The 24,237-nt window shown below is 65.6% G+C and carries 22 protein-coding genes; 13 read left to right on the top strand and 9 right to left on the bottom strand.

Going from position 1 to position 24,237, the window contains the following annotated elements; translation table 11 throughout:
- Window positions 1-19: 19 nt before the first annotated feature.
- The 6 genes from J2S45_RS09965 to J2S45_RS09940 all read right to left on the bottom strand — a co-directional run bounded on the left by J2S45_RS09965 (window position 20) and on the right by J2S45_RS09940 (window position 5,870).
- The gene (locus tag J2S45_RS09965) at window positions 20-1,453 is read right to left on the bottom strand and encodes a mycothione reductase (RefSeq protein ID WP_307635296.1); all 1,434 of its coding nucleotides are present in this window, start codon (window positions 1,451-1,453) and stop codon (window positions 20-22) included.
- A 99-nt stretch (window positions 1,454-1,552) separates the two neighbouring features.
- Window positions 1,553-2,641, bottom strand: coding sequence for an ABC transporter permease family protein (locus J2S45_RS09960; protein WP_307635295.1), 1,089 nt, complete (start codon window positions 2,639-2,641; stop codon window positions 1,553-1,555).
- A complete protein-coding gene (locus J2S45_RS09955; RefSeq protein WP_296931116.1) occupies window positions 2,638-3,276 on the bottom strand; it encodes an ABC transporter ATP-binding protein in 639 nt (212 codons plus the stop codon). The genes J2S45_RS09960 and J2S45_RS09955 overlap by 4 nt, the downstream gene beginning before the upstream one ends.
- 1 nt (window position 3,277) lies before the next feature.
- The gene (locus tag J2S45_RS09950; RefSeq protein WP_307635294.1) at window positions 3,278-4,408 is read right to left on the bottom strand and encodes a peptidoglycan-binding domain-containing protein; all 1,131 of its coding nucleotides are present in this window, start codon (window positions 4,406-4,408) and stop codon (window positions 3,278-3,280) included.
- Between the two features lie 2 nt (window positions 4,409-4,410).
- Window positions 4,411-5,121 carry a hypothetical protein gene (locus J2S45_RS09945; protein ID WP_307635293.1) on the bottom strand — a complete coding sequence of 237 codons (711 nt, stop codon included), beginning with the start codon at window positions 5,119-5,121 and terminating at the stop codon, window positions 4,411-4,413.
- A 257-nt stretch (window positions 5,122-5,378) separates the two neighbouring features.
- Complete coding sequence (locus tag J2S45_RS09940) at window positions 5,379-5,870, bottom strand: TM2 domain-containing protein (RefSeq protein WP_307635292.1); 492 nt, start codon at window positions 5,868-5,870, stop codon at window positions 5,379-5,381.
- A gap of 85 nt (window positions 5,871-5,955) precedes the next feature.
- Between J2S45_RS09940 and J2S45_RS09935 the strand changes: the two genes are divergently transcribed.
- A complete protein-coding gene (locus tag J2S45_RS09935) occupies window positions 5,956-6,759 on the top strand; it encodes a serine hydrolase domain-containing protein (protein WP_296931106.1) in 804 nt (267 codons plus the stop codon).
- Window positions 6,760-6,893: 134 nt separating this feature from the next.
- Here J2S45_RS09935 and J2S45_RS09930 read toward each other — a convergent pair whose 3' ends face one another.
- A complete protein-coding gene (locus tag J2S45_RS09930) occupies window positions 6,894-7,718 on the bottom strand; it encodes an exodeoxyribonuclease III (protein WP_296931104.1) in 825 nt (274 codons plus the stop codon).
- Window positions 7,719-7,771: 53 nt separating this feature from the next.
- On the opposite strand from J2S45_RS09930, the gene J2S45_RS09925 reads away from it, so the two are divergent.
- The 8 genes from J2S45_RS09925 (at window position 7,772) to J2S45_RS09890 (ending at window position 15,165) form a co-directional block, all read left to right on the top strand.
- On the top strand, window positions 7,772-8,530 hold the full coding sequence (locus J2S45_RS09925) for an SDR family NAD(P)-dependent oxidoreductase (RefSeq protein WP_307635291.1): 759 nt from the start codon (window positions 7,772-7,774) through the stop codon (window positions 8,528-8,530).
- Window positions 8,531-8,921: 391 nt separating this feature from the next.
- The gene (locus J2S45_RS09920) at window positions 8,922-9,509 is read left to right on the top strand and encodes a hypothetical protein (RefSeq protein WP_307635290.1); all 588 of its coding nucleotides are present in this window, start codon (window positions 8,922-8,924) and stop codon (window positions 9,507-9,509) included.
- Between the two features lies 1 nt (window position 9,510).
- Complete coding sequence (locus J2S45_RS09915; protein ID WP_307635289.1) at window positions 9,511-10,557, top strand: peptidoglycan-binding domain-containing protein; 1,047 nt, start codon at window positions 9,511-9,513, stop codon at window positions 10,555-10,557.
- Window positions 10,544-11,200, top strand: a complete 657-nt coding sequence (locus J2S45_RS09910; RefSeq protein ID WP_307635288.1) for an ABC transporter ATP-binding protein — start codon at window positions 10,544-10,546, stop codon at window positions 11,198-11,200. Before J2S45_RS09915 ends, J2S45_RS09910 begins: the two co-directional genes overlap by 14 nt.
- On the top strand, window positions 11,197-12,273 hold the full coding sequence (locus J2S45_RS09905) for an ABC transporter permease family protein (protein WP_307635287.1): 1,077 nt from the start codon (window positions 11,197-11,199) through the stop codon (window positions 12,271-12,273). Before J2S45_RS09910 ends, J2S45_RS09905 begins: the two co-directional genes overlap by 4 nt.
- Before the next feature lie 15 nt (window positions 12,274-12,288).
- Entirely contained in the window at window positions 12,289-12,795 is a 507-nt protein-coding gene (locus tag J2S45_RS09900) for an orotate phosphoribosyltransferase (protein WP_307635286.1), read from the top strand.
- The gene (locus tag J2S45_RS09895) at window positions 12,792-13,937 is read left to right on the top strand and encodes a TrmH family RNA methyltransferase (protein ID WP_307635285.1); all 1,146 of its coding nucleotides are present in this window, start codon (window positions 12,792-12,794) and stop codon (window positions 13,935-13,937) included. Before J2S45_RS09900 ends, J2S45_RS09895 begins: the two co-directional genes overlap by 4 nt.
- Window positions 13,938-14,169: 232 nt before the next feature.
- A complete protein-coding gene (locus tag J2S45_RS09890) occupies window positions 14,170-15,165 on the top strand; it encodes a type IV toxin-antitoxin system AbiEi family antitoxin domain-containing protein (protein ID WP_307635284.1) in 996 nt (331 codons plus the stop codon).
- A gap of 84 nt (window positions 15,166-15,249) precedes the next feature.
- Here J2S45_RS09890 and J2S45_RS09885 read toward each other — a convergent pair whose 3' ends face one another.
- Window positions 15,250-16,887, bottom strand: a complete 1,638-nt coding sequence (locus J2S45_RS09885) for an inorganic phosphate transporter (RefSeq protein WP_307635283.1) — start codon at window positions 16,885-16,887, stop codon at window positions 15,250-15,252.
- A 187-nt stretch (window positions 16,888-17,074) separates the two neighbouring features.
- Entirely contained in the window at window positions 17,075-17,899 is an 825-nt protein-coding gene (locus J2S45_RS09880; RefSeq protein WP_307635282.1) for a Sir2 family NAD-dependent protein deacetylase, read from the bottom strand.
- A 182-nt stretch (window positions 17,900-18,081) separates the two neighbouring features.
- Between J2S45_RS09880 and fbaA the strand changes: the two genes are divergently transcribed.
- The 4 genes from fbaA to J2S45_RS09860 all read left to right on the top strand — a co-directional run bounded on the left by fbaA (window position 18,082) and on the right by J2S45_RS09860 (window position 23,908).
- Window positions 18,082-19,104, top strand: a complete 1,023-nt coding sequence (gene fbaA / locus J2S45_RS09875) for a class II fructose-bisphosphate aldolase (protein WP_296932024.1) — start codon at window positions 18,082-18,084, stop codon at window positions 19,102-19,104.
- A 271-nt stretch (window positions 19,105-19,375) separates the two neighbouring features.
- Window positions 19,376-20,659, top strand: coding sequence for an adenylosuccinate synthase (locus J2S45_RS09870; RefSeq protein ID WP_296932021.1), 1,284 nt, complete (start codon window positions 19,376-19,378; stop codon window positions 20,657-20,659).
- 280 nt (window positions 20,660-20,939) lie between these two features.
- Window positions 20,940-22,805, top strand: a complete 1,866-nt coding sequence (locus J2S45_RS09865) for a phosphoenolpyruvate carboxykinase (GTP) (RefSeq protein ID WP_307635281.1) — start codon at window positions 20,940-20,942, stop codon at window positions 22,803-22,805.
- A gap of 191 nt (window positions 22,806-22,996) precedes the next feature.
- Window positions 22,997-23,908, top strand: coding sequence for a phosphoribosylaminoimidazolesuccinocarboxamide synthase (locus tag J2S45_RS09860; RefSeq protein WP_307635280.1), 912 nt, complete (start codon window positions 22,997-22,999; stop codon window positions 23,906-23,908).
- Window positions 23,909-24,237: the final 329 nt, after the last annotated feature.

Below are 24,237 nucleotides of genomic sequence, written 5' to 3'. Positions count from 1 at the left end.
ACGATTCTGTGACAGCCGGCTACAGGACCTGCAGGAGCGCGTTCTCCACCAGCTCGGGCATGGCGGGGTGGATCCAGTACTGGGTGCGGGCGATGTCGGCGGCGGTCTGGCCGCTCGCCATCGCCTGTACGATCACCTGGATGAGAGTGGGCGCCTGCGGCCCGATGATGTGGCAGCCGAGGATCCGTGTGCTGCCTCGCTCGGCGATAATCTTGCAGAAGTTCGTGGTGTCCTCCATCGCCCACCCGTAGGCGATGTCGGCGTAGCGCTGCACCCCCACCACATAGTCCGCGCCCGACTTGCGCGCCTGCTCCTCGGTCATCCCGACGGTGGCGATCTGTGGGTGGCTAAAGACGGCGGCGGGGACGGCGTCGTGATTGACCTCGACCATAGCCTCCGGGTGGAGCAGGTTGTGCCGAACCACCCGGGCCTCGTGGTTGGCCACGTGCTTGAGCATGTAGGGGGATGAGACGTCGCCGAGGGTGAAGACGCCGTCGAGCGCGTGGCCGTCCGTGCCGAGGACGCGCTGGTAGCGGTCGGCGCGGATCCTCCCGCCCTCCACGGCGATGCCCGCGGCGGCGGGGTTGAGCGTGTCGGCGTTGGGGATGCGCCCGGTGGCGACGAGGATCTGCTCGGCTTCGAGCGTGGCCTCCGCGCCGGCCCGCGTGCCCGTCAGGCGGACCGTCCCGTCCTCTCGCGTGGCAGAGGAGGCCTGGAACCCGGTGACGAGCCGGTAGCTGACGGCGTCGGTGTAGGCGCGGGAGATGTCTGCGTCCAGGTGACGAAGCATCCGCTCACTGCGCGCCACCACGGTCACCTCCACGCCGAGCGCGCTGAACACGTCCGCCATTTCGGCCGCGATGTAGCCCGATCCGAGCACGAGCAACGACGCCGGTAGCTCCTCCATCCGCATGACCGATGCGTTGTCGAGCGGGCCGACGCCCTCCAGCCCGAGCACGTCCGGCATCGCGGGGCGTGAACCGGTGGCGATGACGACGCGGTCGGCGCTGACGGTGACAGTGCGGGCTGGGGTCTCGCGGGCGGATTGCCCGCGCGTGCCCGCCGCGCTGTCGGCGAGGGTGACCTGCACGGTCTTGGGCGCGACGAAGGTGGCGTGGCCGGTGTAGAGCGTGAGGTTGCGGTTGTCCGGGCTGCTCTCCCGGTAGTCTTTGCCGGCGGCCGAGATCGGGTCGATCCGGCCGAAAATGCGCTCGCGGATGGCGGACCAGTCCACGCTTTCAAGGCGCAGGTCGACGCCGAGGCGCCCCGCATCCCTCGCCTGCCGGGCCACGTTGGCGGTGTGGACGAACATCTTGGTGGGGATACACCCCACGTTGAGGCACGTCCCGCCGAAGACGCCCTCCTCCACGAGCGCGATGCTCTGGTCTTCGAATTCGGGGCCGGGGATGGTGTTGGCGGAACCGGAGCCTAGGATCAAGAGGTCATAATGCATGCCTCAAGCGTAGCGCTCGCAGCGGGGGAGGCGCCTGCCCGCCGCGGCGCCCGCGGGAACTGTGTTCCGAGGGCGCCGCCTGGCCTGCGGGCGCCGGCGTCACGGCGTGCGTAACACCCGCACGGGATCCTGCGCGGCCGCCCACACCGCTCCCGGCGCGGCGGAGACCATCATGACGAGGCACACGAGAACGCCGGTGCCGACGGCGAAGCTGGGCGGCACACTCGAACCCATGCGGCTTGCGGCCACGAGTCCCACGCCGGCGCCGACGAGGCTGCCGAAGATCGCGGGTAGCGCGGCTTTGCCGACCGTGAACGTCACGATAATGCGGCGGGTGGCGCCGAGCGCCATGCGGCGGCCGAGGTCGGCGCGCTTGCCGAGCACGTCCGCGAACACGATGAGCGCGCTGAGGATGGCGCTGCCGGCGAGGACTCCGTAGAGCATGGAGGCTGAATATGCCTGCAGATCACCAACGATCTGGGTGCGTAGCTGCGCGATCGACACGGGCGAGTCGAAGCGCAGGTTTCGCGGGTCGTCCGCGGAGATGACGCCACTGGCGGCGAGCATCGCCTGGTCGACGAGGTCGGAGCGTGTGACGACGACGCGCGCCACCGTCGCCTGAACATCGGGCGCGTTGATGAGGATCGCGTCGAGTTCGGGGATCGAATCCGGGGAGCTGAATGCGCCCACCACCGGGAATTCCCGCCCGCCGTCGCGAACCGTGATCGAGCCGAAGGGCTGGTCAAAGCCGAGTGCCCGCGCGTCGTCGGTGGTGACGATCGCCTCGCCGGGTTTGGGCATGCGCCCGGCGTCGAGGGTGATAAGACCCGTGAGGTCGCCGTTGACGAAGCGCGAGGCAACGGGGGTGGCGCCCGGGCCGATGTAGGTGTTGTAGGCGTCGGCGGCGATGGTGAAGGCCACGGCCCGTTCGACGTAGGACAGCGAATCAATGCCGTTCATGACTGCGGGGGTGAGGAAGCCGTAACCGTGGACGTCCACGATGGTGAAGCTGCGGGTGCCGGCATCCTCGAGGCGCCGTTCGAGCTGGTGGTGGGCCGCCACGGAGCGGCCGACCGTGAGCACGGCGGCCAGGCAGATCAGCGCCGCGAGCAGGAAGATGAGCACGGTGGGCACGCGCTGGGAGAGCGCCCCCGTGCGGATCTCTCGGATGAGCTCGCGGATTCTCATGACAGCTCAACGAGTTCGTCGGCGCGGCTGACCACGTATGGGTCGTGTGTGACGACGACGACCGTGCGGCCGGCCCGCGCCTGTTCGTGCATGAGGCCGAGGACCGCGGCGGCGTTGGCCCGGTCGAGGTTGCCGGTGGGTTCGTCGGCGAGCATGACGGGCGGGTCGTTGACGAGCGCACGGGCGAGGGCCACGCGCTGGGCTTGGCCGCCCGAGATCTCCCCCGGCTGGTGATTCCAGCGGTGGGCGACCCCCGTCAGCTCGAGGAGCTCGCGCGCCCGGGCCCGCGCTCTACGCCGGCTCCACCCGGCGTAGAGCGCGGGTTCGATGACGGAGTCGATGATGGGGCGGGTGGGGTCGAGGGCGGAGTCCTGGAAGACGAAGCCGTAGCTCTTGGCGCGCGCCCGTGCGCGTTCGTCGTTGGAGGCGTGTGAGACGTCCTTCCCGCCGAGCATGACGGCGCCGCGAGTGGGCTTGAGCATAAGCCCGAGGATGTAGAGCAGGGTGGACTTGCCGCACCCGGACGGGCCGGTGACCACGGTGAGGCTACCTTCGCTAAACGAATAGTTCAGGCCGCCGAACAGGGCTTCCTCAGATTTCGGGTAGGAAAAGTGGAGGTCGTGTACCGCAAGCATGTTAGCCCTCGCTGGGCGCGGGTTCTGGAGCCGGCTCGGACCCGGTATCTGGCGAGGGCTCCGGCGCCCCGGCAGCGGGCGTCGACGTACCCGCCTGGCTGATCTGGACGATTGTTCCGACGTCAATTCCGTCCACGACGGCGAGGCCCTGGCCGGAGCCGCGCACCGTGACCTCCTGCGTGGTAGCGTCGGCGAGGGTGACGAATGCCTGGCCGTCGGGGGTGGTGCGGACCGCGGCGACCGGCACGGTCACGCCGGTGACGGGCGCTTCTGGCTGAACCTGGGCGAGCACGGTGGTCTTCGGCCGGTTGGGCAGGAGGTCGCACCGGGTGTCGCAGACACTCGCGCCGTCGGGGCCGAGGAGATGGACGGTGACATCGCCTTGCTCGGTCATGGTGCGCTCCTCGGCGATGGTTGCCACAAACTCCTCGTCACCAACCGTGAATGTGACCGTCGCGCCGGCGGGGACGAACTCCTGCTGGGACTCGCTGACGGTGATGGTGAATGTGCGCTCTCCGCTCGGCGCGCTGATGAGGGTTTCTCCTCCCGCAACGACGGCGGATGGACGTAAATCCTCGCCGTAGGTGACCGTGGCGGGCAGGGACGGGAAAGCGTATAGGGTGCCGAGCGGGGCGTCACCGGTCTGGGCGAGGCCGTTATCTTTTTGGAAGGCGCTGAGGGCACGGGCGGTGAGGCTGCCGAACACGCCGTCGGCCTCGCCGGCGAGGTACCCGGTGTGAATAAGTGTGCTCTGGAGTGCCCGCACGTCCTCGCCGCGAACGCCGGGGCCGAGGTCGCGGTAGAACGGGAGGGCGGATTCGACGGCGATGATGCCCTGGTCGCCGACGACGACGAGCACCGAACCGTCCGCCGCCTCGGCCGGCCCGACTTTGGTGACGACACCGCTCAGTTGGTTGACCGCCACCGGCAGGAACGGGGTTTGGATGGTCACGGAAAAGTTGAAGGTCCGCCCCACCCTGCCCTCACGCGCTTCCGCCGTGAGGACCTCGGCCGTGGGCGTCGGCTCAGTGGTGGTGGTCAGTGTGGCGCGAGCCGCCCACCAGCCGACGATGAAGATGATGACGGCGGCGATGAGCGCCCCGAGTGCCGTGAGGATCGAACGCTTCTTCATGGCTACTTGTCGAGGAAGCTGGGCAACGTGTCACACGGGTGCCGTTCTCCGGCCTGGTCCAGCCCGAGTGCGGTGATGGGCAGGGTGTAGGTGCGCTGGGCGAAGTAGCGGTCGATGAACGCCTCGCGAGAATCGAAGGGGACGTCGGTGTATCCATATTTGGCCAGGCAGGGCAGGACGACGTCGTTGTTGTAGTCCCACAGCATGCCGATCTGTTCCTCGTTCATGGGCGGCACGTGATAGTAGTACTGGCCGCTGCACACGTAATCAGAAAGCTGGTATGCGCTCATCTGCTCGGGCGGCACCTCGGCGTCGATCGTCTGATCGGTGGTGTTGAACGTGACCTCGTTCCATCCGGCGTCGTGCATGCATGGCACGTAGGCCTGTGCGTACTGGGCGAAATCGTCAAACGTCTGAACAAGTTGGACATCCGGGCGGGTAAGGGCCGCCGCTTCGTCAGGGGCGAGGCTCTGAAGCAGGTTGCTCCACTTGATGTTGAGATACTCCTGGTGCGTTTGATCGGGGAACGAGCGCATCCCGTTGTCGTCCACGACCACCTCGGGTAGGTTGGTGTACTCCGCTTTTTCCGAGGCTGACGATACTGGCGAGGGGGTTACCGACGACGCCGCGCCGCCGGGCGCGGAAGTCTCGCCCCCGCAGGCCGACACCCCGAGGAGCAGCACGCCTGCGAGGGCGAGGGGGCCTCGCCTCATGTGCTCACCCAACAACGATGCGCAGTGATTGTGCGTGCGAGGTCGCATATCACGAGTACCCCATTTCCGCGGTTGTGATACAGGTTACAATTATTGACGCCAATTATTGCAAGGGGGATTCACCTGTCAAGGAGAGTCAACATGCTGAAAGACGCGGCCGATTCAAGCCCACATAGCGCTGGCTCGGGTGCCAGCTGTACCCCTCCGTGAGGTTGTGAACGCGCGCTACTCGGCGGCGGAGGAAGTCCCCGACTTCGCTAACGCAGATCCGCGTATGCGCCCGTGCGGCGAATAATCTGGGTGCACTCGACCAACACCAGGGCGATGATCGGCAGCATCATGAAGATCGAGCCCGTGGCGGTCATGCCCAGCGTGCCAGCAAACCACACAAGGACGTTGACCACCGCGCGGTCGGTGCGGCCCAGGTAGAAGTTGTGGGCGCCCAGCGTGCCGAAGATAAGCGCGAGGACGACGGCAACCCAGCGTTTGCCTGAGAGCAACGCGGTGCGGCGGCTGGCATGGAGGCAGGAAGCGGGGGCGAGGCCGGCCCCGAAGGAGGGGTGTGTGCGAGAGACGGCGTCGTGACGAAGGCGCGCCTCGGCTGGTGTGAAGCCGCGCGCGAACTCGCCGAGGTTCCCCGGAGCGTAGAGATCCGGGCCAGGTGGCGTGCGCAAGGAAAGAAGCGGATCTGGCGACTGTTCAAAATGAACGCCATCCGCCAAGGAGCTCAACCTCGATGTCTCGTCCATATGTACATAGTAACCATTTTCCCCGCGCAGGCCGAAACCCGGTTCGCCCCTGCGGCGCGGGGAGCTTTGTGCCAGAGTGGGAGGCATGATCACCGATCCTCTTCCTGCAGATAAGTTCGACTTCGAGCACGTCTATGTTGCCTTCGATGCTCACGACGTCCTGGCGGCCGTGGGCGACCCGACGAAGATCTACCGTTACATGTCGGTGACCAAGCCGATCGCGGCGTGGGGGATTCTAGTCGCGATCGCGCGGGGCAAGTTCGACCTTGACACCCCTGCCGGCCCGGAGGGCTCCACCTTCCGGCATCTGCTCTCCCACGCTTCGGGCCTGCCCGCCGAGCCCGGCGATCCGATCGCCAAGCCCGGCAGACGCCGAATCTATTCCAACTACGGCTTCGAGGTTATGGGCGAGGAGGCTGAGAAGTACATCGGCATGTCGATCCAAGACTGGATCCAGTCCGAGGTGCTTGACCCACTCGAGATGTCCTCGGTGCGGATCGTCGGCTCGATCGCATACTCCGGCACGGGCGCGGCAAACTGCCTGGTGAAGTTCGGGCGAGAGATCCTGCGCCCCACCCTCATTCCTCGCGATCTTGCCGAGAAAGCGTTCCAGGTGCAGTTCCCCGGCATCGGCGGCATCACGCCGGGATACGGGCGTTCGCAGAACCGCCCGTGGGGGCTCGGCTTTTCGATCCGCAACCCCCGCGAGCCACACTGGACCGGCCCACACTTCTCCAACCACGTGGTCGGTCACTTCGGAATGTCCGGCTCCTTCTTCTACATGGACCTGTCCCAAGGCAAGGGGGGAGCGTTCCTGGGGGTCAAGGACTTCGGCAAGGAACACGTGCAGTATTGGCCGGCTCTCACCGACGAGATGATCCAGCTCTAGCGCGGTCGGGGCCGCAGCTGTGCAGCCGGGAGCTGTAGTTGCGCGTCCAGGAGCCGTAGTTGCGCGGTCGGGGGCCGCAGCTGTGCGGTTCGCGGTGGGCGCGGGCGAGCCGCGAACCGGCGTCGTAGCCGGCCCTATAGCGCGAACTCCACGACGACGGGCACGTGATCCGAGGCCCCCTTTCCCTTGCGTTCATCCCGATCAATGACGGCCGAGGTGACGGTGGCCGCCAACGCCGGCGATGCGTAGACGTAATCGATACGCATCCCTTCGTTCTTGGGGAATCGGAGCTGTTGGTAGTCCCAGAACGTGTAGTTCGTGACTCGCGGCCGAGTGACCTCGACAAAGCCGGCCTCCTCGAACGCAAAAAACGCCCGCCGTTCCGGCTCACTCAGGTACAGGCCGCCGGTTGCGCCGGTGTCCCACACGTCCGCATCCGTGGGGATCACGTTCCAGTCCCCGACCAGGGCGATCTTCGCCTCCGGGTCCGCCGCCAAGCGCGCGGACATCGCGTCCTTCAGCGCGGCAAGCCACGCCAGCTTGTAGTGGTAGTGCGGGTCCGCCACCGCGCGCCCGTTGGGTACGTACAGACTCCAGACCTCCACGCCCGAGCCGGCCGCGCTACCCGCGCAGGTGGCGCCGATGGCCCGCGCTTCGACGTCGCCGGCGATGAAGAGCCCCTCGCTGGGCGTTCCCTTGGCGAAGCCGGGCTGGCCCTCGAAGGCCGTGCGCACGCCCGCGATCCCCACGCGCGACACGATCGCCACGCCATTCCACTGATTCAGCCCGTGAAGGGCCACGTCGTAACCCGCCTCGCGGAAGGGCGTGAGGGGGAACTGCTCCGGCTTACACTTGATTTCCTGCAGGGCGAGCACGTCGAGGTCGTGCCGCGTGAGCACCTCCACGGCGCGGTCCGCGCGCGCACGAACCGAGTTGATATTCCACGTCGCTAGCTTCATGCCTTCAGCCTACCGCCGGCCTCCGACATATTCTCTCCGGCTAGACTCGTCCCATGACCACCGCACTCATCACCGGCGCCTCCGCCGGCCTCGGCCGCGAATTTGCCCGCCAGCTCGCCGCCTCCGGCCTTGACCTCATCCTCGTCGCCCGCAACGCATCCCGACTCGAGGAAGTAGCGGGGCAACTGCGCGCGGAATTCGGGGTCGGCGTCGAAGTCCTCCCGGCCGACCTCGCCGATCACGACGCCGTGGACCGGGTCGCGGCCAAGATTACGTCCTCGCCGGTGTCGGTGCTGGTCAACAACGCGGGATTCGGGCTCGGGCAGGACTTCGTGGGCGGCTCGCTCGAGCGGGAGCTGGCCGGGTTGGACGTCATGGTGCGGGCCGTGCTCGTCCTGTCACACGCCGCGGCCGCCTCCATGAAGGCCCGCGGCCGCGGCGCCATCATCAACGTCTCATCCCTGACCGCACTGACTGCCCAGGGCACCTACTCCGCGCACAAGGCCTGGGTGCGCACTTTCACCGAGGGGCTCGCCGCCGAGCTCGCAGGCAGCGGGGTCACCGCCACGGCCGTCACCCCCGGCCTCATCCGCACCGAGTTCCACGAACGCTCCCACGTCGATTCCAGCCAGTGGCCCGACGCCGTCTTCGCCGAGCCCTCCCAGGTGGTCGCGGCAGCGCTCGCGGCGGCCCGCCGCGGCCGGGTGCTTCTCACGCCCACTCCTCTCTATAAGGCGGCCGCCGGCGTCGTGAAGCTGATGCCGCGTGCGCTTGTGCGGAGGATCGCGGGGCCGAGCCTGTCTGGCCGATAAGTGGTCAGTTTTTGGGAAAACGGAGACGAATCCGGCGCGATCATGTTACATTTGGCACAGATCGCCAACGGGGGCGATCTATGGTCCTTGAGAGGAAGAGCCGATGAAGACTCTGCGACAGACGATCGCCGCGTTGCTATGTTCGGGCACCTTCCTTAAATCTGTCCAAGACCAAGCAGTACTGCAATCCGAACGATTAGTAGCGAGCTGACAGGTTAAGTCAGAAATGCCTGAAATGCGTTGTGCCCGCTTAATGATAGCGCGGTGCGCCCTCCTTCTGACCGTATGCCTTGGTCTTGCCGCTTGCGGTGACGCCGGGCCGGGCAACCAGGCCTCCGCAAAGGAGAGCACGGTAGCTACCTTCGACTATTCCGCGTGGAAGCCGGAGACTGTGGTCTCCCTTCCCAAGATGAGCGAGGAGGAGTCCGAGCGCGCTCGTCTCGACGCGCTCGAGACCTCCCGGGCCACGTTCGGGGTCGATCCGGCTCTGCCAGTTCCCGACCTCGTCCGCCGGCTCGACCTCGGTGAGGACATGCAGCCGGTGGCCGACTGCATGATCGCGGCCGGCTACCCTGTTGAACTGTCCGCTGACGGTCGGGGCATTAACGGGAAAGACCTGAGCGATAGCGCACGGATCCAGGTCTGGCTGTGCATGGCCCAATACACCCCCGCCGATTTTGGCTATCCTGAGGAAACGCCGGAGCAGCGCGCCGTGAAGTACGAGTACTACACCACGTTCTTCGTCCCGTGCGCGCAAGCCCAAGGCGTGAAGTTTGTCCAGGAGGCGCCCAGCAAGGAGGCCTGGATCGCCAGTTTAGACGACGTGAACAGCGAAGAGTCACCGTGGATGCCCGACGTCGTCGGCGACGCCTGGTCGCCTGAATCTCGAACCCGCTTCAAAGAAGGCAGCGAAGCCCTGCGCAACCTGTACGAGGCATGCCCGGCATTGCCGCCCGCCCAGTACTACTACGGCCAGTGACATGCTATCCAAACGACTCCTGACAGCCCTCGGCGTGCTCGCCATGATCGGCGCGGCGTTCTGGGCAGGATACACCGTCAACGGGATCGGCTCGAGCAAAGCCCCAACGGTCGAGCCGATCTGGGCTGAGGCAAGCGAGGGAAGTATCGGGCGAACGATCGCCCTGTCAGTCGAGGCTATCCAGGAGCGTCGCGCCGTCGCAGTCAACCGCCTTCCGGGCACGGTCACCGCACGCTCGAACGAAACCGAATTCTCGGTGGGCGATCCCGTCTACTTCGTTGACGGGCAGGCCGTGCGAGTGGTCGAGGGCAGCGTCCCCTTCTACCGGGACCTGTATGAGGGGCTGATCGGCGACGACGTCAGCCAACTCAACGCCGCACTCACCGCCCTCGGCTACCCGGCCGGCGGCGAAGCCACGTTCACCGATCAGACCGCGGCCGGCGTGCGCCAATGGCACAAGGACCAGGGCCGAGAGGCAACGGGAGAGATCCCCCTCGGCGAGCTCATCGCGGTCCCGAGCCTCCCCGCCCGGCTCTTCCTTCACGACGACGGCGCGGTGGGCGCCGTCCTGACCGGCGGTGAACGACTCGTATTCGCCGTCGTCGGTGAGCCTCATTTCCGGACGATCCTCACCGCACAACAGGTCTCGCTCGTGCCCGAGGGAACACCAGTCTCCGTCACCTATGCGGACAGGACCTGGCAGGGCAGGATCGGCTCCGCAGCCCCCGACGACCAGGGTGTCATCCACGCCGATGTGCTCGCAGATGACGGCCTGCTGTGTGGCGCGGAATGCGACGCTTTGCCCGCCGAGGAGAAAGTGGTGATGAGCGCACTGGCCGAGGTGGTGCCCGCACAAACCGGTGTGCTCGTGCCAGTCTCCGCGATCACTGTGGATGTGAACGGCGCCGCGACGCTCGTTGTGGAGGGTGAGAGCGGCGTCGTGAATACCCCCGTCACTGTGCTTGGTTCGCAGGACGGGCTCGCGCTGGTCGATGGCATCGCCTCGGGCACACGAGTGCGAATCGGAGACCCCAGTGAGGGTGACTAGGCCGGGCGTGTGGGCAATCCGTGACCTTCGCTTCTCATACACCACGCAAGGGCCGGAGCTATTCGAGGGCCTGACCCACGAGTTCACACCCGGCAAGGTCACGGCACTGACCGGCGCCTCCGGTCGCGGAAAGTCCACCCTGCTCTACATCCTCGGTCTGCTCCTACAACCGAGCGCGGGAAGCGTGCTAGTCGACGGCACTGACCTCACCCGCATCAGCGACACCCAGGCCTCCGCCATGCGCGCCTCGCGCGTCGGCTTCATCTTCCAAAACGCCGAGCTCAACCCGCGGGTGCCCATCATCGAATCAGTCATGGAGCCAGGGCTCTACCGCGGAACACCGCGTGTCGAACTGCGAAAGCAAGCGCGTGAACTATTGGAAGCGTTCGGCCTCGCCGACCGTGCGGACCACAAGCCGGGGCAGATTTCTGGCGGGCAAGCCCAAAGGGTCGCCATTTGTCGCGCGTTCGTGACCAACCCCGACCTCATCCTTGCCGACGAACCGACCGGGAACCTGGACCGAAACAACTCCGAGCATGTGCTCGGAGCGATCAGGAAGGCCGCGCAAGAGGGCCGCACGGTCCTCATCGCCACCCATGACCCGCTCGTCCCCGACGCCTCCGACGAGGTGCTCGAGCTATGAAACTGCAACGAATCTTCCATCTGGCGCTACTCGCATCGCGATCGCAGCCGGTGGCAGCGGCGCTCATCGCGTTCGTGGTCGGGATGCTGTGTGCGGGAGTGCTCTCCACGGTGGGGCGGTCCGCGGCGATCGAGCAACGTCTGCTAAACGAGATGGAGAGCCCACCCGCGCGCGTGCTCACCGTGCGCGACAAAGCGAGCCAGGGCTTCGTCAACACGCAGACCATGGGCGCAATCGTGCGACTGTCCGCGGTTGAGAGCGGCGTCGGCGTTGGACTGCCGCGCGACGTGCGCAACGGGCGGCTCGCCGTCGACCCGATCCCCATCTGGGAGATCTCCGACGCCACCACGGCGGCGGACCTCGTCTCGGGCCGATACCCGAACCCTGGAGAAGCGATCGTCACCTCCGCAGCGCTGGACCGCCAGCGGCTGGCCGCGCCGAGCGGCTACCTCGAATCGGCCGAAGGGCGCCAATACCCCGTGGTGGGCGTGTTCGAGCCCAAGCCCGGCTATGAGCGCTTCGTCGGCGGGCTTGTTGCGACCGATCAGAGCACGTTCGCCGAGGTCCAGGTGCTCGTCAGGTCCATCGCCGACGCTGAGAACGCCCGCGAGGAAATCCTAGGCATCCTCGGCAATCCGAGCACCGAAGCGGTCACCATCGACATGCCCGACGGCCTCGACCTGCACGCCCAATCCCTCGCCGGGGAAGTCGGCCAGCACAATCGCACCACCTTACTCATCGCGCTCGGCGGCGGGATCGTACTTATCAGCGCCGTGGTCCTCGCCGACGTGCTACTCAACCGGAGCGACATCGGGCGGCGTCGCGCACTCGGCATCTCCCGGGCAGACCTCACCCTGCTGACGATCCTGCGTACCCTCATCCCGGCCGTCGGCGGAGCGGCCATCGCGGCACTCGCAGTGGGCGCCTACTTTCACCACACACATGCGCCGATACCGCTAACCGTCACCATCTCGGTGGTCATCCTGACGCTCACGGCCACCGCGGCCTCCGCCTTCCCGCCCGCCCTGTGGGCCTCCCGGCGCGACCCCGTTGCCGTGCTCCGTACCCCGTAGTCGTATGCTGTGAGCATGGACATTAACGACGCACCCAAAGCGCGCCTCGCTCACTACCTGCGCGAACTCGACCCCCTCACCGCCGCACTACACCGCGAGGCCGCGCCCCTCCTCGGCCACGCCATGCTCGACCTCCTCGAAGAAGCCGGGCTCGGCCCCGGCAACATCGAGGCCATCGGGGGCGAGGGGCCGCTCGCGCTCGCGATCTCCACAGCCATCCTCCACGCGGCGGCATCGCGCGGCCAGTACCTCGATGCCTTCACGGTCGAGGCTGGCGCCATCGTGCCGGCGGTCGGCGGGCCAGTGGTCGTGGTGGGCTTCGACGCCGCCCAGGTGCCGGGCGGGCCGTCCGCCGGGCCGGATGCGTTGGGGGAGAATGGCCCGCAGGTGGGCGATCCGCAGGTGGCAGGCCTCGCCGTCGTCGTGAGGGCGGCTAAGACTGGCAGGGCCGGCGAACCGGGCGAAGACGGCGTCGTGAACCTGGCGCTCTTTGAGGCGTCCGACCTCGAGGAGGAAAAGTGACAGACAACGACCCGCACGGCTTCCTGACCTGGGGAAACGGGGAGAAGATCGGGGGAATCGTCGGGGTCGGGCCGTGGGTCGAGGAGCACCCAGGCGAACCGCTACCCGAGGATCCCCGCTACGACCCCGAACTCCTGGCGGCCGGCGATCGGCGCAACGTCACCGATCGCTTCCGCTACTGGAGCGTGGAGGAGATCCACGCGGAGCTTGAAAAGAGCAGGTCGGCACTACACATCGCCATCGAAAACCTCGAGCACGACCTCAACATCGGGTCCATCGTGCGCACGGGGAACGCATTCAACGTGGGTGGCGTCCACATCGTGGGGCGGAAGAAGTGGAACCGGCGCGGCGCACTCGTCACCGACCGCTACCTCAACATCTACCACAGGCCCGACGCGGCAGCCCTCGCGCAGTGGGCGGCGGAGGCGGGGTATACGCTCGTGGCCGTCGACAACACGGGCGACACCGAACCCATCGAGACCGCCGCTCTACCACAGAAGGCCGTGCTCGTGTTCGGACAGGAATCCGTGGGAATCTCCGACGAGCTGCGGGCCGTGTGCCCGCAGGCGGTTTACATCCCGCAATACGGCTCCACGCGCTCGCTCAATGTGGCCGCCGCCGCGGCCATCGCCCAGCACGAGTGGGTCAGGCAGCACCGGCCGCTTCGCGGTGCCGGTGGCGTTGGTGGTGCCGGTGGCGCTGATACGGGCGCGGGCGACAGCGCGCCGACGAAGACGATCCACGTGGTCGGGGCCGTATTCTGCCGGGATGCGGGCGAGCGGGGCACTCAGATCTTGGCGGCGCAGCGGGGGCCGGGCAAGAACATGGCCGGCTACTGGGAGTTTCCGGGCGGGAAGGTCGAGCCCGGGGAAAGCCCGCAGGAGGCGCTGGCACGCGAGATCCGTGAGGAGCTGCTGACGGAGACGGAGGTCGAGCAGTTCGTCGGCCGCGGGATCTATGACTATCCGTTCGGGCGGGTCATCCTGGATGCATATTTCTGCGACCTGGTCGGACCGAAGCCGCAGTTCACCGAGCACGCGCAGGCGCGCTGGCTTGGGGTCGAGGAACTTGGGGACGTCCAGTGGGCACCGGCCGACCTTCCGATCTTGGCGGAGCTGCGCCGCCGCCTCTCGGCCGGCTGACGTCCGTTCGTGGGACGATTTGAGCCGCATCTTCATATATGCGAAGATGCGGCTCAAATCGTCCCGCCAAGGGCGGACAACTCCGCCAGCCCCGTCAGGGCGGGCCGATTGTGCCGCTGCGATACCGCTGATTTAGCGGAAAGTTATCCACGGCCCACTCAGGTGCGCCGCCTATTCACATTTCGCCCGTTCGCCGGGGAGCTGGTCTACTTCGACCGGCCACACTTGAAGGATGTTCAATCATCACAACACTGAAGTTGCCGGCGCGGCCTGGCTCGCCAACGCGGAAGAAAGCCCGCCTCCCTGGCTAGTCAACGAGCCTCCCTTTTTCGGTAGTCCGGGCGGGCAGGGCGAATTCATCGCCCCTGCTCATTCACAGATCTGGACCCCCGAGTTGGCCAGGCGGAAGTTCGGTCTGGCGACTGCGGCAGACCTCCCGCTCATAGGCCTGCAGTCTAAAAGCGCTCGCGGCAAAGCGGTAAAGGCTGGACACCTGCTCCGGCTCGGCCGCGGTATCTACGCCCTGCCTCACGCGAATGCCGATGCGGTTCGGGCGGTCGGGCTCGGCGGGGCGATTGCGTGCGAAAGTGCGTGCAAGCTGTACGGAATGTGGGTTCCTCACCGGGATCTGCACATTCTGACCCGCCGGAACCAAGCGATCGTCAAAGCCCGAAATGTCACCGTTCATAGCCGACGCCACGCCCCCGACCTCATCCCCGCCCCCTGGGATGCTGTTCACCAAGTGTTACGCTTTCACGACGCAGAGACCGGGCTTATGGTGCTAGAGTCCGCGCTGAACATGGGGCTGATCGAGGTAGCGGAGGTCGAGGCATTGATTCGCGATCTGCCCTACAAGAAGCAACGTGTGCTGGGATGGGCCACCGACCACTCCCAATCAGGCCTGGAGACCCGAGTGCGGTTGTTCTTCCTTTCGAACCGGATACCCGTGCGCCCCCAGGTGCAAATCCCTACGGTGGGGTGGGTGGACATGGTGGTTGGTAGCTCACTGATAGTGGAGTGTAATGGCGACTTCGCACACTCCACCAGGGAGCAACGCAACAGGGATTATATGCGGATTCAGCGCGCCCGGATGCTGGGGTATGAGACGGTCTCGCTGAGCTATTCCCAGATTTTTGAGCATTGGGAGGAAACGCAGGCTTATTTATTGGCGCTCATCCGCGAGCGCAAGCACCTCAAGCCGCCGGTACCGCTCGTTGGTAGACTTTAGCGGGACGTTTTGGGCCGCATCTTCATATATACGAAGATGCGGCCCAAAACGTCCCACGGAGGGACGGGGTTGCCGTTTGCCAGCTTAGAAAACCACCCGCATGATCGACACCGCAACCGCGGCGATGGTCGCCGATACCGGCAGGGTGATCACCCAGGCCATGCCGATTGGCTTCATCAGGCCCCAGTTGGTGTTGTGGTTGACCATGCCGATGCCGAGTACCGCGCCGATGAGGATGTGGGTGGAGGACACGGGCAGGCCCAGCAAGGAGGCACCCATGACCACGGCGGCGGCCGAAAGCTCGGCGGAGAAGCCGGAGGCGGGGTGCATCTCGGTGAGGCCGGAACCGACGGTCCGGATCACATAGCGACCGATGAACCACAGGCCGACGATGAGCCCGATGCCCATCGCAACCATGACGGCCATAGGCACGGTCGATTCCTCCACGATCGATCCGCTCCTGAGAACGTCAAGCACAGCGACGAAGGGGCCGAGCGCGTTAGCGATGTCGTTCGAACCGTGGGAGAAGGCGAAAGCCGACGCGGTGAACACCTGCATCCAGGAGAACAGGAGGAACGTGGAGCGCTCGAGGTTCTTCTTCTTCATCGTGCGGGAGAAGATATAGACCGACATGTAGACGACGGCGGCGATCATACCCATGATGAGCAGGTTGCCCACGTTGGTTACGCCAAGGTGGAGATTCTTCAGGCCTTTGAAAAGCATCATGCCGGAGATGATGAGGGACCCGCCGGCGGCCAGTAGCGGGATCCATGTCTCGATGGCGCGGCGCGGTTCGATGAGCGCCTTTTCCACCTGGATCTGGTGGAGTTCCTTGAAGTAGTCGGATTCGAGGTCGTCGACCTCCCAGTCTTCCTCGCGCATGGCGGCGAGGTCGCGGGTGAGGGCGTTGGTGTACTCCTTCTGTTCCTTTTCGCTCAGGGAGTCGAAGAGCTCGCGGTGGCGGGCCTTGAGCTCCTTCTTCTGAGCACGGACGGCCTCGAGCTGTACTTCGGCAGCCTCGTTGTAGCTAAGGATGGAGCTTTTGATGCCGCGGAAGAGGAGGTAGGAGACGACGCCGCCGAGCACGGGCGAGAGCACCCACGAGATGGCGATCTGGCCGACCTGCCCCCACTGGACCATGGACCAGCCGCCCTTGCCGGTGATGAAGCCAACGGTGAGCGCGGCGCCGACGATGCCGCCGACGATGGAGTGGGTGGTGGAGACGGGCCAGCCCATGCGGGTGGCGAGGAGGAGCCAGATGGCGGCGCCGAGGAGGGAGGCCATCATGATGTAGGCGAACTCGAGGGGGTCGAGGCCGGAAATGGCGCCTAGGTCGACGATGCCGGAGCGGACGGTGTCGGTCACTTCCCCGCCGGCGAAGACGGCGCCCGAGACCTCGAAGATCGCCGCGATGACGAGTGCCTGCTTGAGTGAGAGGGTGCCCGCGCCGACGGAGGTGCCGAAGGAGTTGGCGACGTCGTTACCGCCGATGTTGAACGCCATGAAGAAGGCGAAGATGATGGTGGTGATGAGGATCGCCCGGTGGCCGGCGCCCACGTAGTCCTCGGACCACAAGGTGAAGACGACAAGGGTGATCGCAAGTAGCCCTCCGAAGAAGATGTGCCACGGGAGGTTGCGTTCTTGCTGGAGGACGGGACTGACGCCTTGCGGGAGACTTGGGAGGTCAATGTGCGCGTGGGCATCCTTGCTGTGGGCCATCATCTTGCCTTTCATGTGCAACCGACGGAGATGACTGTTCAAGACTAATTGGCGGTTCGCTATGCGCCAAAACTTTTAGAGCTACGGTTACGTAGTGATTACCGGATGGTTGTTTTGACGACGACGTTCGGATGGCGCTGAGACGCTGGTCCCCGATGGTGTATGCGGGCATCCTTGTGCTGGCATCGGCTTAGCAGAGGGCATCGGCGAGCGCGGTGAGCGTGGGGGAGACCCCGCAGTCGATGCGGATGTCGGCAACGGTGTCGGCGGCGGTGGGGCCGTAGTTGATGATGGCGAGCGTGGCACCGGCGGCGTAGGCCTGCCGCACGATCCACATCCCTGTGCTCACGACGAGCGAGGAGCCGGCCACGAGCGCGACCTCGCACTCGCGGGCGGCCTCCATGGCGTCGCCCATGGAGGCGGGCAGGGATTCGCCGAAGAAGACGACGTCGGGCTTAACGAGTCCGCCGCACACCGGGCAGGGGGCGACCTTGAAGGTGGAGGCTTCGGCCTCGGGGCGGTCGGCGGTGGCGAGGACGGCGGGGTCACGGTCGTATTGAGGCCAGTTGGGGTTGAGGGCTTCGAGGTCGGCGGCGTAATCGGCGCGCGGGAAGCGCGCGCCGCAGTCGAGGCAGCGCACGCGGTCGAAGGAGCCGTGCAGTTCCCATACACGCTTCGAGCCGGCCTTGGTGTGGAGCCCGTCGATGTTTTGGGTGGCGATTCCGATCAGGCCGGCGGTCTCCAGCCGGGCGAGGGCGGTGTGCGCCCCGGAGGGCTGGAGGGCCTGGAACTGGCGCCACGTTTCGTGATTGCGTTGCCAGACCCAGCGCTGCCAGACGGGGTCGGCGGTGAACATGTCGTAGTCGATGGAGGGTTTTTCGGTGGTGCCTTGGCCGCGGTAGTCGGGCAGGCCGGAGTCTGTGGACACGCCCGCACCGGTGATGGCGAGCGTACGTTTTCCGCGCATGACCTGCGCGAGCGCGGCGGCTGCTTCGTTTGGATCTGAAATAACCATGATCCTCCTCTCTTTTTTGATCCTACGCTCTCCGGTCGCAGGGCGCGGAGGGTGGCGCGCGTTGTCTAGAGGCGCGGCGCCGTCGTCGTGCAACACTTTTCAGCCGGGGACTAATTGGCTACACGCTTTACCAAATCCGTGAGATAATTAGGGCGTTAGGTTTCCAACGCAAAGGAGCACACGTGGGTATCGCAACGCGTGAAGTATATGACGAGATGCTGGATCGGGCGAAGGCCAACAAGTTCGCCTACCCGGCTATTAACGTGACGTCCTCGCAGACCCTGACGGCGGCCCTCCGGGGTTTCGCGGAGGCGGAGTCGGACGGCATCATCCAGGTTTCGGTCGGCGGCGCAGAGTACGCTTCCGGCTCCACGATCAAGGATCGCGTGGCGGGCTCGCTTGGCCTGGCCGCGTATGCTCGTGAGGTCGCCAAGAACTACCCCGTGACGATCGCCCTGCACACCGATCACTGCGCCAAGCAGAACATCGACTCGTGGATCCGTCCGATCATGGAGCTCTCCGCGAAGGAGGTCGCCGCTGGTCGTGAGCCGTTCTTCCAGTCGCACATGTGGGATGGCTCGGCGGTGCCGCTCGCCGAGAATCTGGAGATCGCCAAGGAGCTGCTCGCCCTGTCGCAGAAGTCGAACACGATCCTCGAGATCGAGATCGGCGTTGTGGGTGGCGAGGAAGACGGCGTCGTTGGTGAGATCAACGAGAAGCTGTACACCACCGCTGAGGATGGGCTGAAGACCGTCGAGGCACTGGGCCTGGGCGAGAACGGTCGTTACCTGACCGCTCTGACCTTCGGCAACGTCCACGGCGTTTACAAGCCGGGTCACGTCAAGCTCCGCCCGGAGCTGCTGGGCGAGATCCAGGCTGAGGTCGGCGCGAAGGTCGGCAAGGAGTCCCCGTTCGACCTGGTCATGCACGGTGGTTCCGGCTCCTCCGCCGAGGAGATCGCCACCGCTGTCCGCAACGGCGTCATCAAGATGAACGTGGACACGGATACGCAGTACGCTTTCACTCGCCCGGTGGTGGATCACATGTTCCGCAACTACGACGGCGTGCTCAAGGTCGACCAGGAGGTCGGCAACAAGAAGATGTATGACCCGCGCTCGTGGGGCAAGCTGGCTGAGGCCGGCATGGCCGCTCGCGTGGTCGAGGCTGCTGAGCGTCTGGGCTCGGCTGGCAAGCGCATGAAGTAATTCAGGCGAAGGAATGGGGCGGCTTCGGCCGCCCCATTTTCGTGTGCGGCGTCGGCGCCTGTGTGCCGGCGGATGCTACGCGGTGTGGGCTCGCGATGTTGCCACGCCCGGGCGTGAGCGTGGCGGGGCGGTTGTCCGAGCGTCGGGACATATTCCCTCAAAATGTGGACCACCGCCTCCCGGATGGTGGTACGCATTAGACTAGGTCGGTAGGCTGAGAGGTTGGCCTGCCATGGGAAGAGACCGACAAGCCGAGACAAGTGAGGACAGCATGCCAGCAATCGTGATCGTCGGGGCCCAGTGGGGAGACGAGGGTAAAGGCAAAGCGTCGGACCAGCTCGGCGCAGAGGTCGACTACGTCGTCAAGTTTAACGGGGGCAACAACGCCGGCCACACGGTGATCGTGGGCGAGGAAAAGTTTGCCCTGCACCTGCTGCCGGCGGGCATCCTGACGCCGGGATGTACGGCGGTGATCGGCAATGGTGTGGTGGTCGACCTGGACGTGCTGTTTGAAGAGCTGGAGGATTTGGCAGCGCGCGGCGTGGACACGTCGGGGTTGCGGATTTCCTCGAACGCCCACATCATCCCCTCCTACAACAAGAAGATTGACGGGGCGAACGAGCGCCTGCTGGGTAAGCGCAAGATCGGCACCACGGGCCGGGGCATTGGCCCCACCTACGCGGACAAGATGAACCGGATCGGCATCCGCGTCCAGGACCTGTTTGACCCCTCGATCCTGCGGCAAAAGGTGGAAGGCGCGCTGCACCAGAAGAACGCGCAGCTGGCAGCGCTGGGCGAGGCCACGTTCGACGTCGACGTCGTGACGGAGGAGCTGCTCGCCTACGCGGATCGGGTCCGTCCGATGCTTTTCAATTCCTCGGCGGAGCTTAACCGCGCGCTGGACGAGGGCAAGACGGTGGTGTTCGAGGCCGGGCAGGCTGTCATGCTGGATATCGACCACGGGACGTATCCGTACGTGACGTCGTCGTCGACGACGGCGGCCGGCGCCTGCACGGGCTCGGGCGTGGGCCCGCGACGGATCGACCGGGTGGTCGGAGTGGCGAAGGCCTACATCACGCGTGTGGGCGAGGGGCCCTTCCCCACGGAGTTGCTGGACGAAGCCGGCGAGCGGCTGCGCGAGGTCGGCGGGGAGTATGGCACGACGACGGGGCGCCCGCGGCGGTGCGGGTGGTACGACGCCGTCGTGGCACGCTACGCAACGCGAATCAATTCGCTGACGGACATCGTGGTAACGAAGCTGGACGTGTTGACGGGGATCGAGCAGATTCCGGTGTGCGTGGCCTACGAGATCGACGGGGCGCGCGTGGAGGACATGCCGGAGAACCAGTCGGACATGCACCACGCCAAGCCGATCTACGAATACCTGCCGGGCTGGGTGGAGGACATCTCGCACTGCCGGGAGTTTGCGGATCTTCCGGCCAATGCGCAGGCCTACATCTTGCGGCTGGAGGAGCTGTCCGGGTGCCGGATCTCGTCGATCGGGGTGGGCCCGGAGAGGGCGCAGACGATCGTGCGGCATCGCTTGCTCGGCTAGGAATGCGTGCACAGACGTGAGGTGGGCGTCGGCCTGCCTGGCGCGGCCCCGCGGTGCGGGGCCGCCGGCGTCTCGGCGTCGTCGACTACGCGGCGGATTTGCGCCGTTTGTACCGCGTTGCATCGTAGCGCAGGCGGATCGTTGGTGGCCCACATTAGGATGAGACAAGGGAATTGCGCTAACCGCTCAATGCCCGTTAGTCCCATGGGAAATACCCTTTCCTTAACAATAATGGGATGTGGAAGTAATCCAACATCGCCGGTCTCTAGGAGGAAATGCGATGACTGAAACTGCGTTCACTGTTGAGGACGTCCGCGCAGGCGCGCCGGAAGTTGCGCCTAACGATCTTGTGGAGTGGGTGGCTGAGGTAGCCAACATCACTCTGCCGAAGGACATCTACTGGGCAGACGGCACCGACGAAGAGTGGGATCGTCTCACCAGCGAGATGGTTGAGGCCGGTGTGTTCACCCGCCTGAACCCGGAGAAGCGCCCCAATTCTTTCCTGGCTCGTTCGTTGCCGTCCGACGTGGCGCGCGTTGAGTCCCGTACCTTCATCTGCTCCGAGAAGGAAGAGGATGCTGGCCCGACCAACCACTGGGCCGATCCGAAGGAGATGAAGGAGACCCTCATCGGCCCCAACGGCGTGTTCCGTGGCTCGATGCGTGGTCGTACTATGTACGTCATCCCGTTCTCGATGGGCCCGCTCGGTGGCCCGATCTCGCAGCTCGGCATTGAGCTGACCGACTCTCCGTACGTCGTCGTCAACATGCGCATCATGACGCGCATGGGCACCGAGGCCCTGAAGCTGATCGGCGAGGGCCGCATATGGGTTCCGGCGGTTCACTCGGTGGGCTATCCGCTCATCGACGCCGAGGGCAACGAGCGCCCTGACACGAGCTGGCCGTGCAACGACGAAAAGTACATCACCCACTTCCCGGAGACGAACGAGATCTGGTCCTACGGCTCCGGCTACGGCGGAAATGCCCTGCTCGGCAAGAAGTGCTACGCGCTGCGCATCGCCTCGACGATGGCTCGCCGCGACGGCTGGATGGCCGAGCACATGCTCATCCTGCGCTTCACCAACGAGGAGACGGGCAAGCAGTACCACGTGACGGCGGCGTTCCCGTCGGCGTGTGGCAAGACCAACCTCGCCATGCTCCAGCCCACCATCCCGGGCTGGAAGGTCGAGACCATCGGCGACGACATCGCCTGGCTCCGCCCGGGTGAGGACGGCCGCCTCTACGCGATTAACCCCGAGGCCGGCTTCTTCGGCGTCGCCCCGGGTACGTCCTACAAGACGAACCCGATGGCGATGGAGACCGCCCGCGCGAACTCCATCTTCACCAACGTTGCGCTGACTGACGACGGCGACGTCTGGTGGGAGGGCATCGACGGCGAGACCCCGGATCACCTCATCGACTGGCACGGCAACGACTGGACCCCGGAGTCCGGCACGCCGGCCGCTCACGCGAACTCGCGCTTCACGGTGCCCGCCTCGCAGTGCCCGATCATCTGCCCCGATTGGGAGGCCCCCGCTGGTGTTCCGATCGACGCGATCCTGTTCGGTGGCCGCCGCGCCACGAACGTCCCGCTGGTTGCCGAGCAGAAGGATCCGGCTCACGGCGTGTTCATCGGCGCCTCGGTCGCGTCCGAGGTCACGGCCGCTGCGACGGACGTGAAGGCCGGCTCGCTGCGTCACGACCCGTTCGCGATGCTCCCGTTCTGCGGCTACAACATGGCCGACTACTGGGGTCACTGGCTTGAGATGCAGGACAAGCTGGGCGACAAGTTCCCGCGCGTCTTCCAGGTCAATTGGTTCCGTAAGGACGAAGAGGGTCACTTCATGTGGCCGGGCTTCGGCGAGAACTCCCGCGTTCTTGACTGGGTTATCCGCCGCGTGGCGGGCGAGGTTGACGCCATCGATGGCATGACCGGCAACTACCCGTACAAGAAGGACTTCAACCTGGACGGTCTCGACGAGATCACCGACGAGGTGTGGGACAAGCTCTTCGCTACCGACCCGGATGCCTGGGAGGCCGAGATCGATTCGACTGCGGAGTACTTCGCTCAGTTCGGCGACAAGGTTCCGGCTCCGATCCTTGAGCAGCTGGACAAGTTCCGTGAGCGTATCGCCGCGGCTCGCTAAGCGCTAGGCGCCTAGGGGAGGGAGGGCTTCGGCCCTCCCTTTTCTGTGCCGTGAGTTCTGCGTGCCGCGCGGGGTGACGGGTGGCGGGGGGTTCGCTGGCCGCATTTCTCGAGCTAGAAGGTGGAATGGGGATATCGCTCGGGTGGTAACTGGGCTACACTGGAAGGACGCAGAGGCCGGAAGGAGGCCACGTGCAACTACCGTCGATCATTCCGAATTGGACCCGTGTCTACACGGGCAAGGTTCATGACGTCTATCAGCCCGTTCATACCTTGGCCCACACGGCTGGGGATACGGTGATCCTTGTTGCGTCGGATCGCATTGCGGTGCTCGACCGGGTGCTGCCGAGTGTGATCCCGGGCAAAGGGCAGACGCTCACGGCCATTGCCGCGTGGTGGTTCGACAAGCTGGAGGACGTGGTGCCCAACCACTTCCTTTCCACTGACGTGCCGGATGAGGTGGCGGGTCGCGCGATGCTGGTGCAGCGGCTGCGGATGTATCCGATTGAATGCACGGTGGTGGGCTACATGACTGTGGGCGCATTCGAGGAGTATTCGTGCGCGGGGACTGTCGGCGGTCAGGATGTGCCGAAAGGGCTGAAGGTGGGCGATCGGCTCCCGGAACCTCTGTTCGTACCCTCCCGAAAGGGGGAGGCCGGTCACGACGACGAGACGATCAGCTTCACCGAAACGTGCGACATGGTGGGTCACGAGCAGGCAGAGCAGCTGCGCGACATTTCTTTGCAGTTGTACGAGCGGGCCTTTGAGATCGCGAAGGCGCGGGGCCTGATTATCGCGGAGTGCAAGCTCGAGTTTGGGGCATCCTACGATTCGGGCGATAGTGAGTTCGTGTTGGGCGATCAGGCGTTTACGCCGGATTCGGCGACGTACTGGCTGGAGTTGGAGGCAAAGGAAGGTTTGCCGCGGGCCTTCGGCAAGGAGTACGTGCGTAACGCGGTTCGTAAGAGGGCTGCCGAGTGGATCAAGGGCCACGGGCCGGCGCCGATCTTGACGGCCGACGTGGTGGAGGAGATGGGTTCGCGTTACCGCCTGGTGGAGAAGATGCTCCTGTGCGAGGATCCCACGGAAGAGGAAGAGGGTTAGCGCCTCTTCCCGGTCTGGGCGTTTGGGTTGGAGTCCTCCGGCGCCCGACCGGCGGCCCGTACCGCGGCACTCGCCGGCCCTCTCACCGCGGCACCCACACCCTCGGCCCGCGCCCCACCTCCCCAATACATTCTCAGCTGGGAAGAGCCGGAAGCCTTGACGAGCGCAGACCCGCCAGCCCGACTCGGGTGCAGCAAGGTAAGCCCTGGGGAGGGCGGCTTCTCTTGGCTGGCTGTCATAGGGTAAAACTGAGGTCGAAAACACTGGCCAATTTATGAGAATCTCTATGCCATCCTTTTGAGGTCAATTATTCTGGCAAACGTCCGGGG

It is taken from the genome of Trueperella abortisuis (assembly GCF_030811095.1).
Taxonomy (GTDB): Bacteria; Actinomycetota; Actinomycetes; order Actinomycetales; family Actinomycetaceae; genus Trueperella; species Trueperella abortisuis.
Note: the sequence above shows the minus strand (reverse complement) of the source record. Positions and strands in the feature narration are given on the sequence as shown.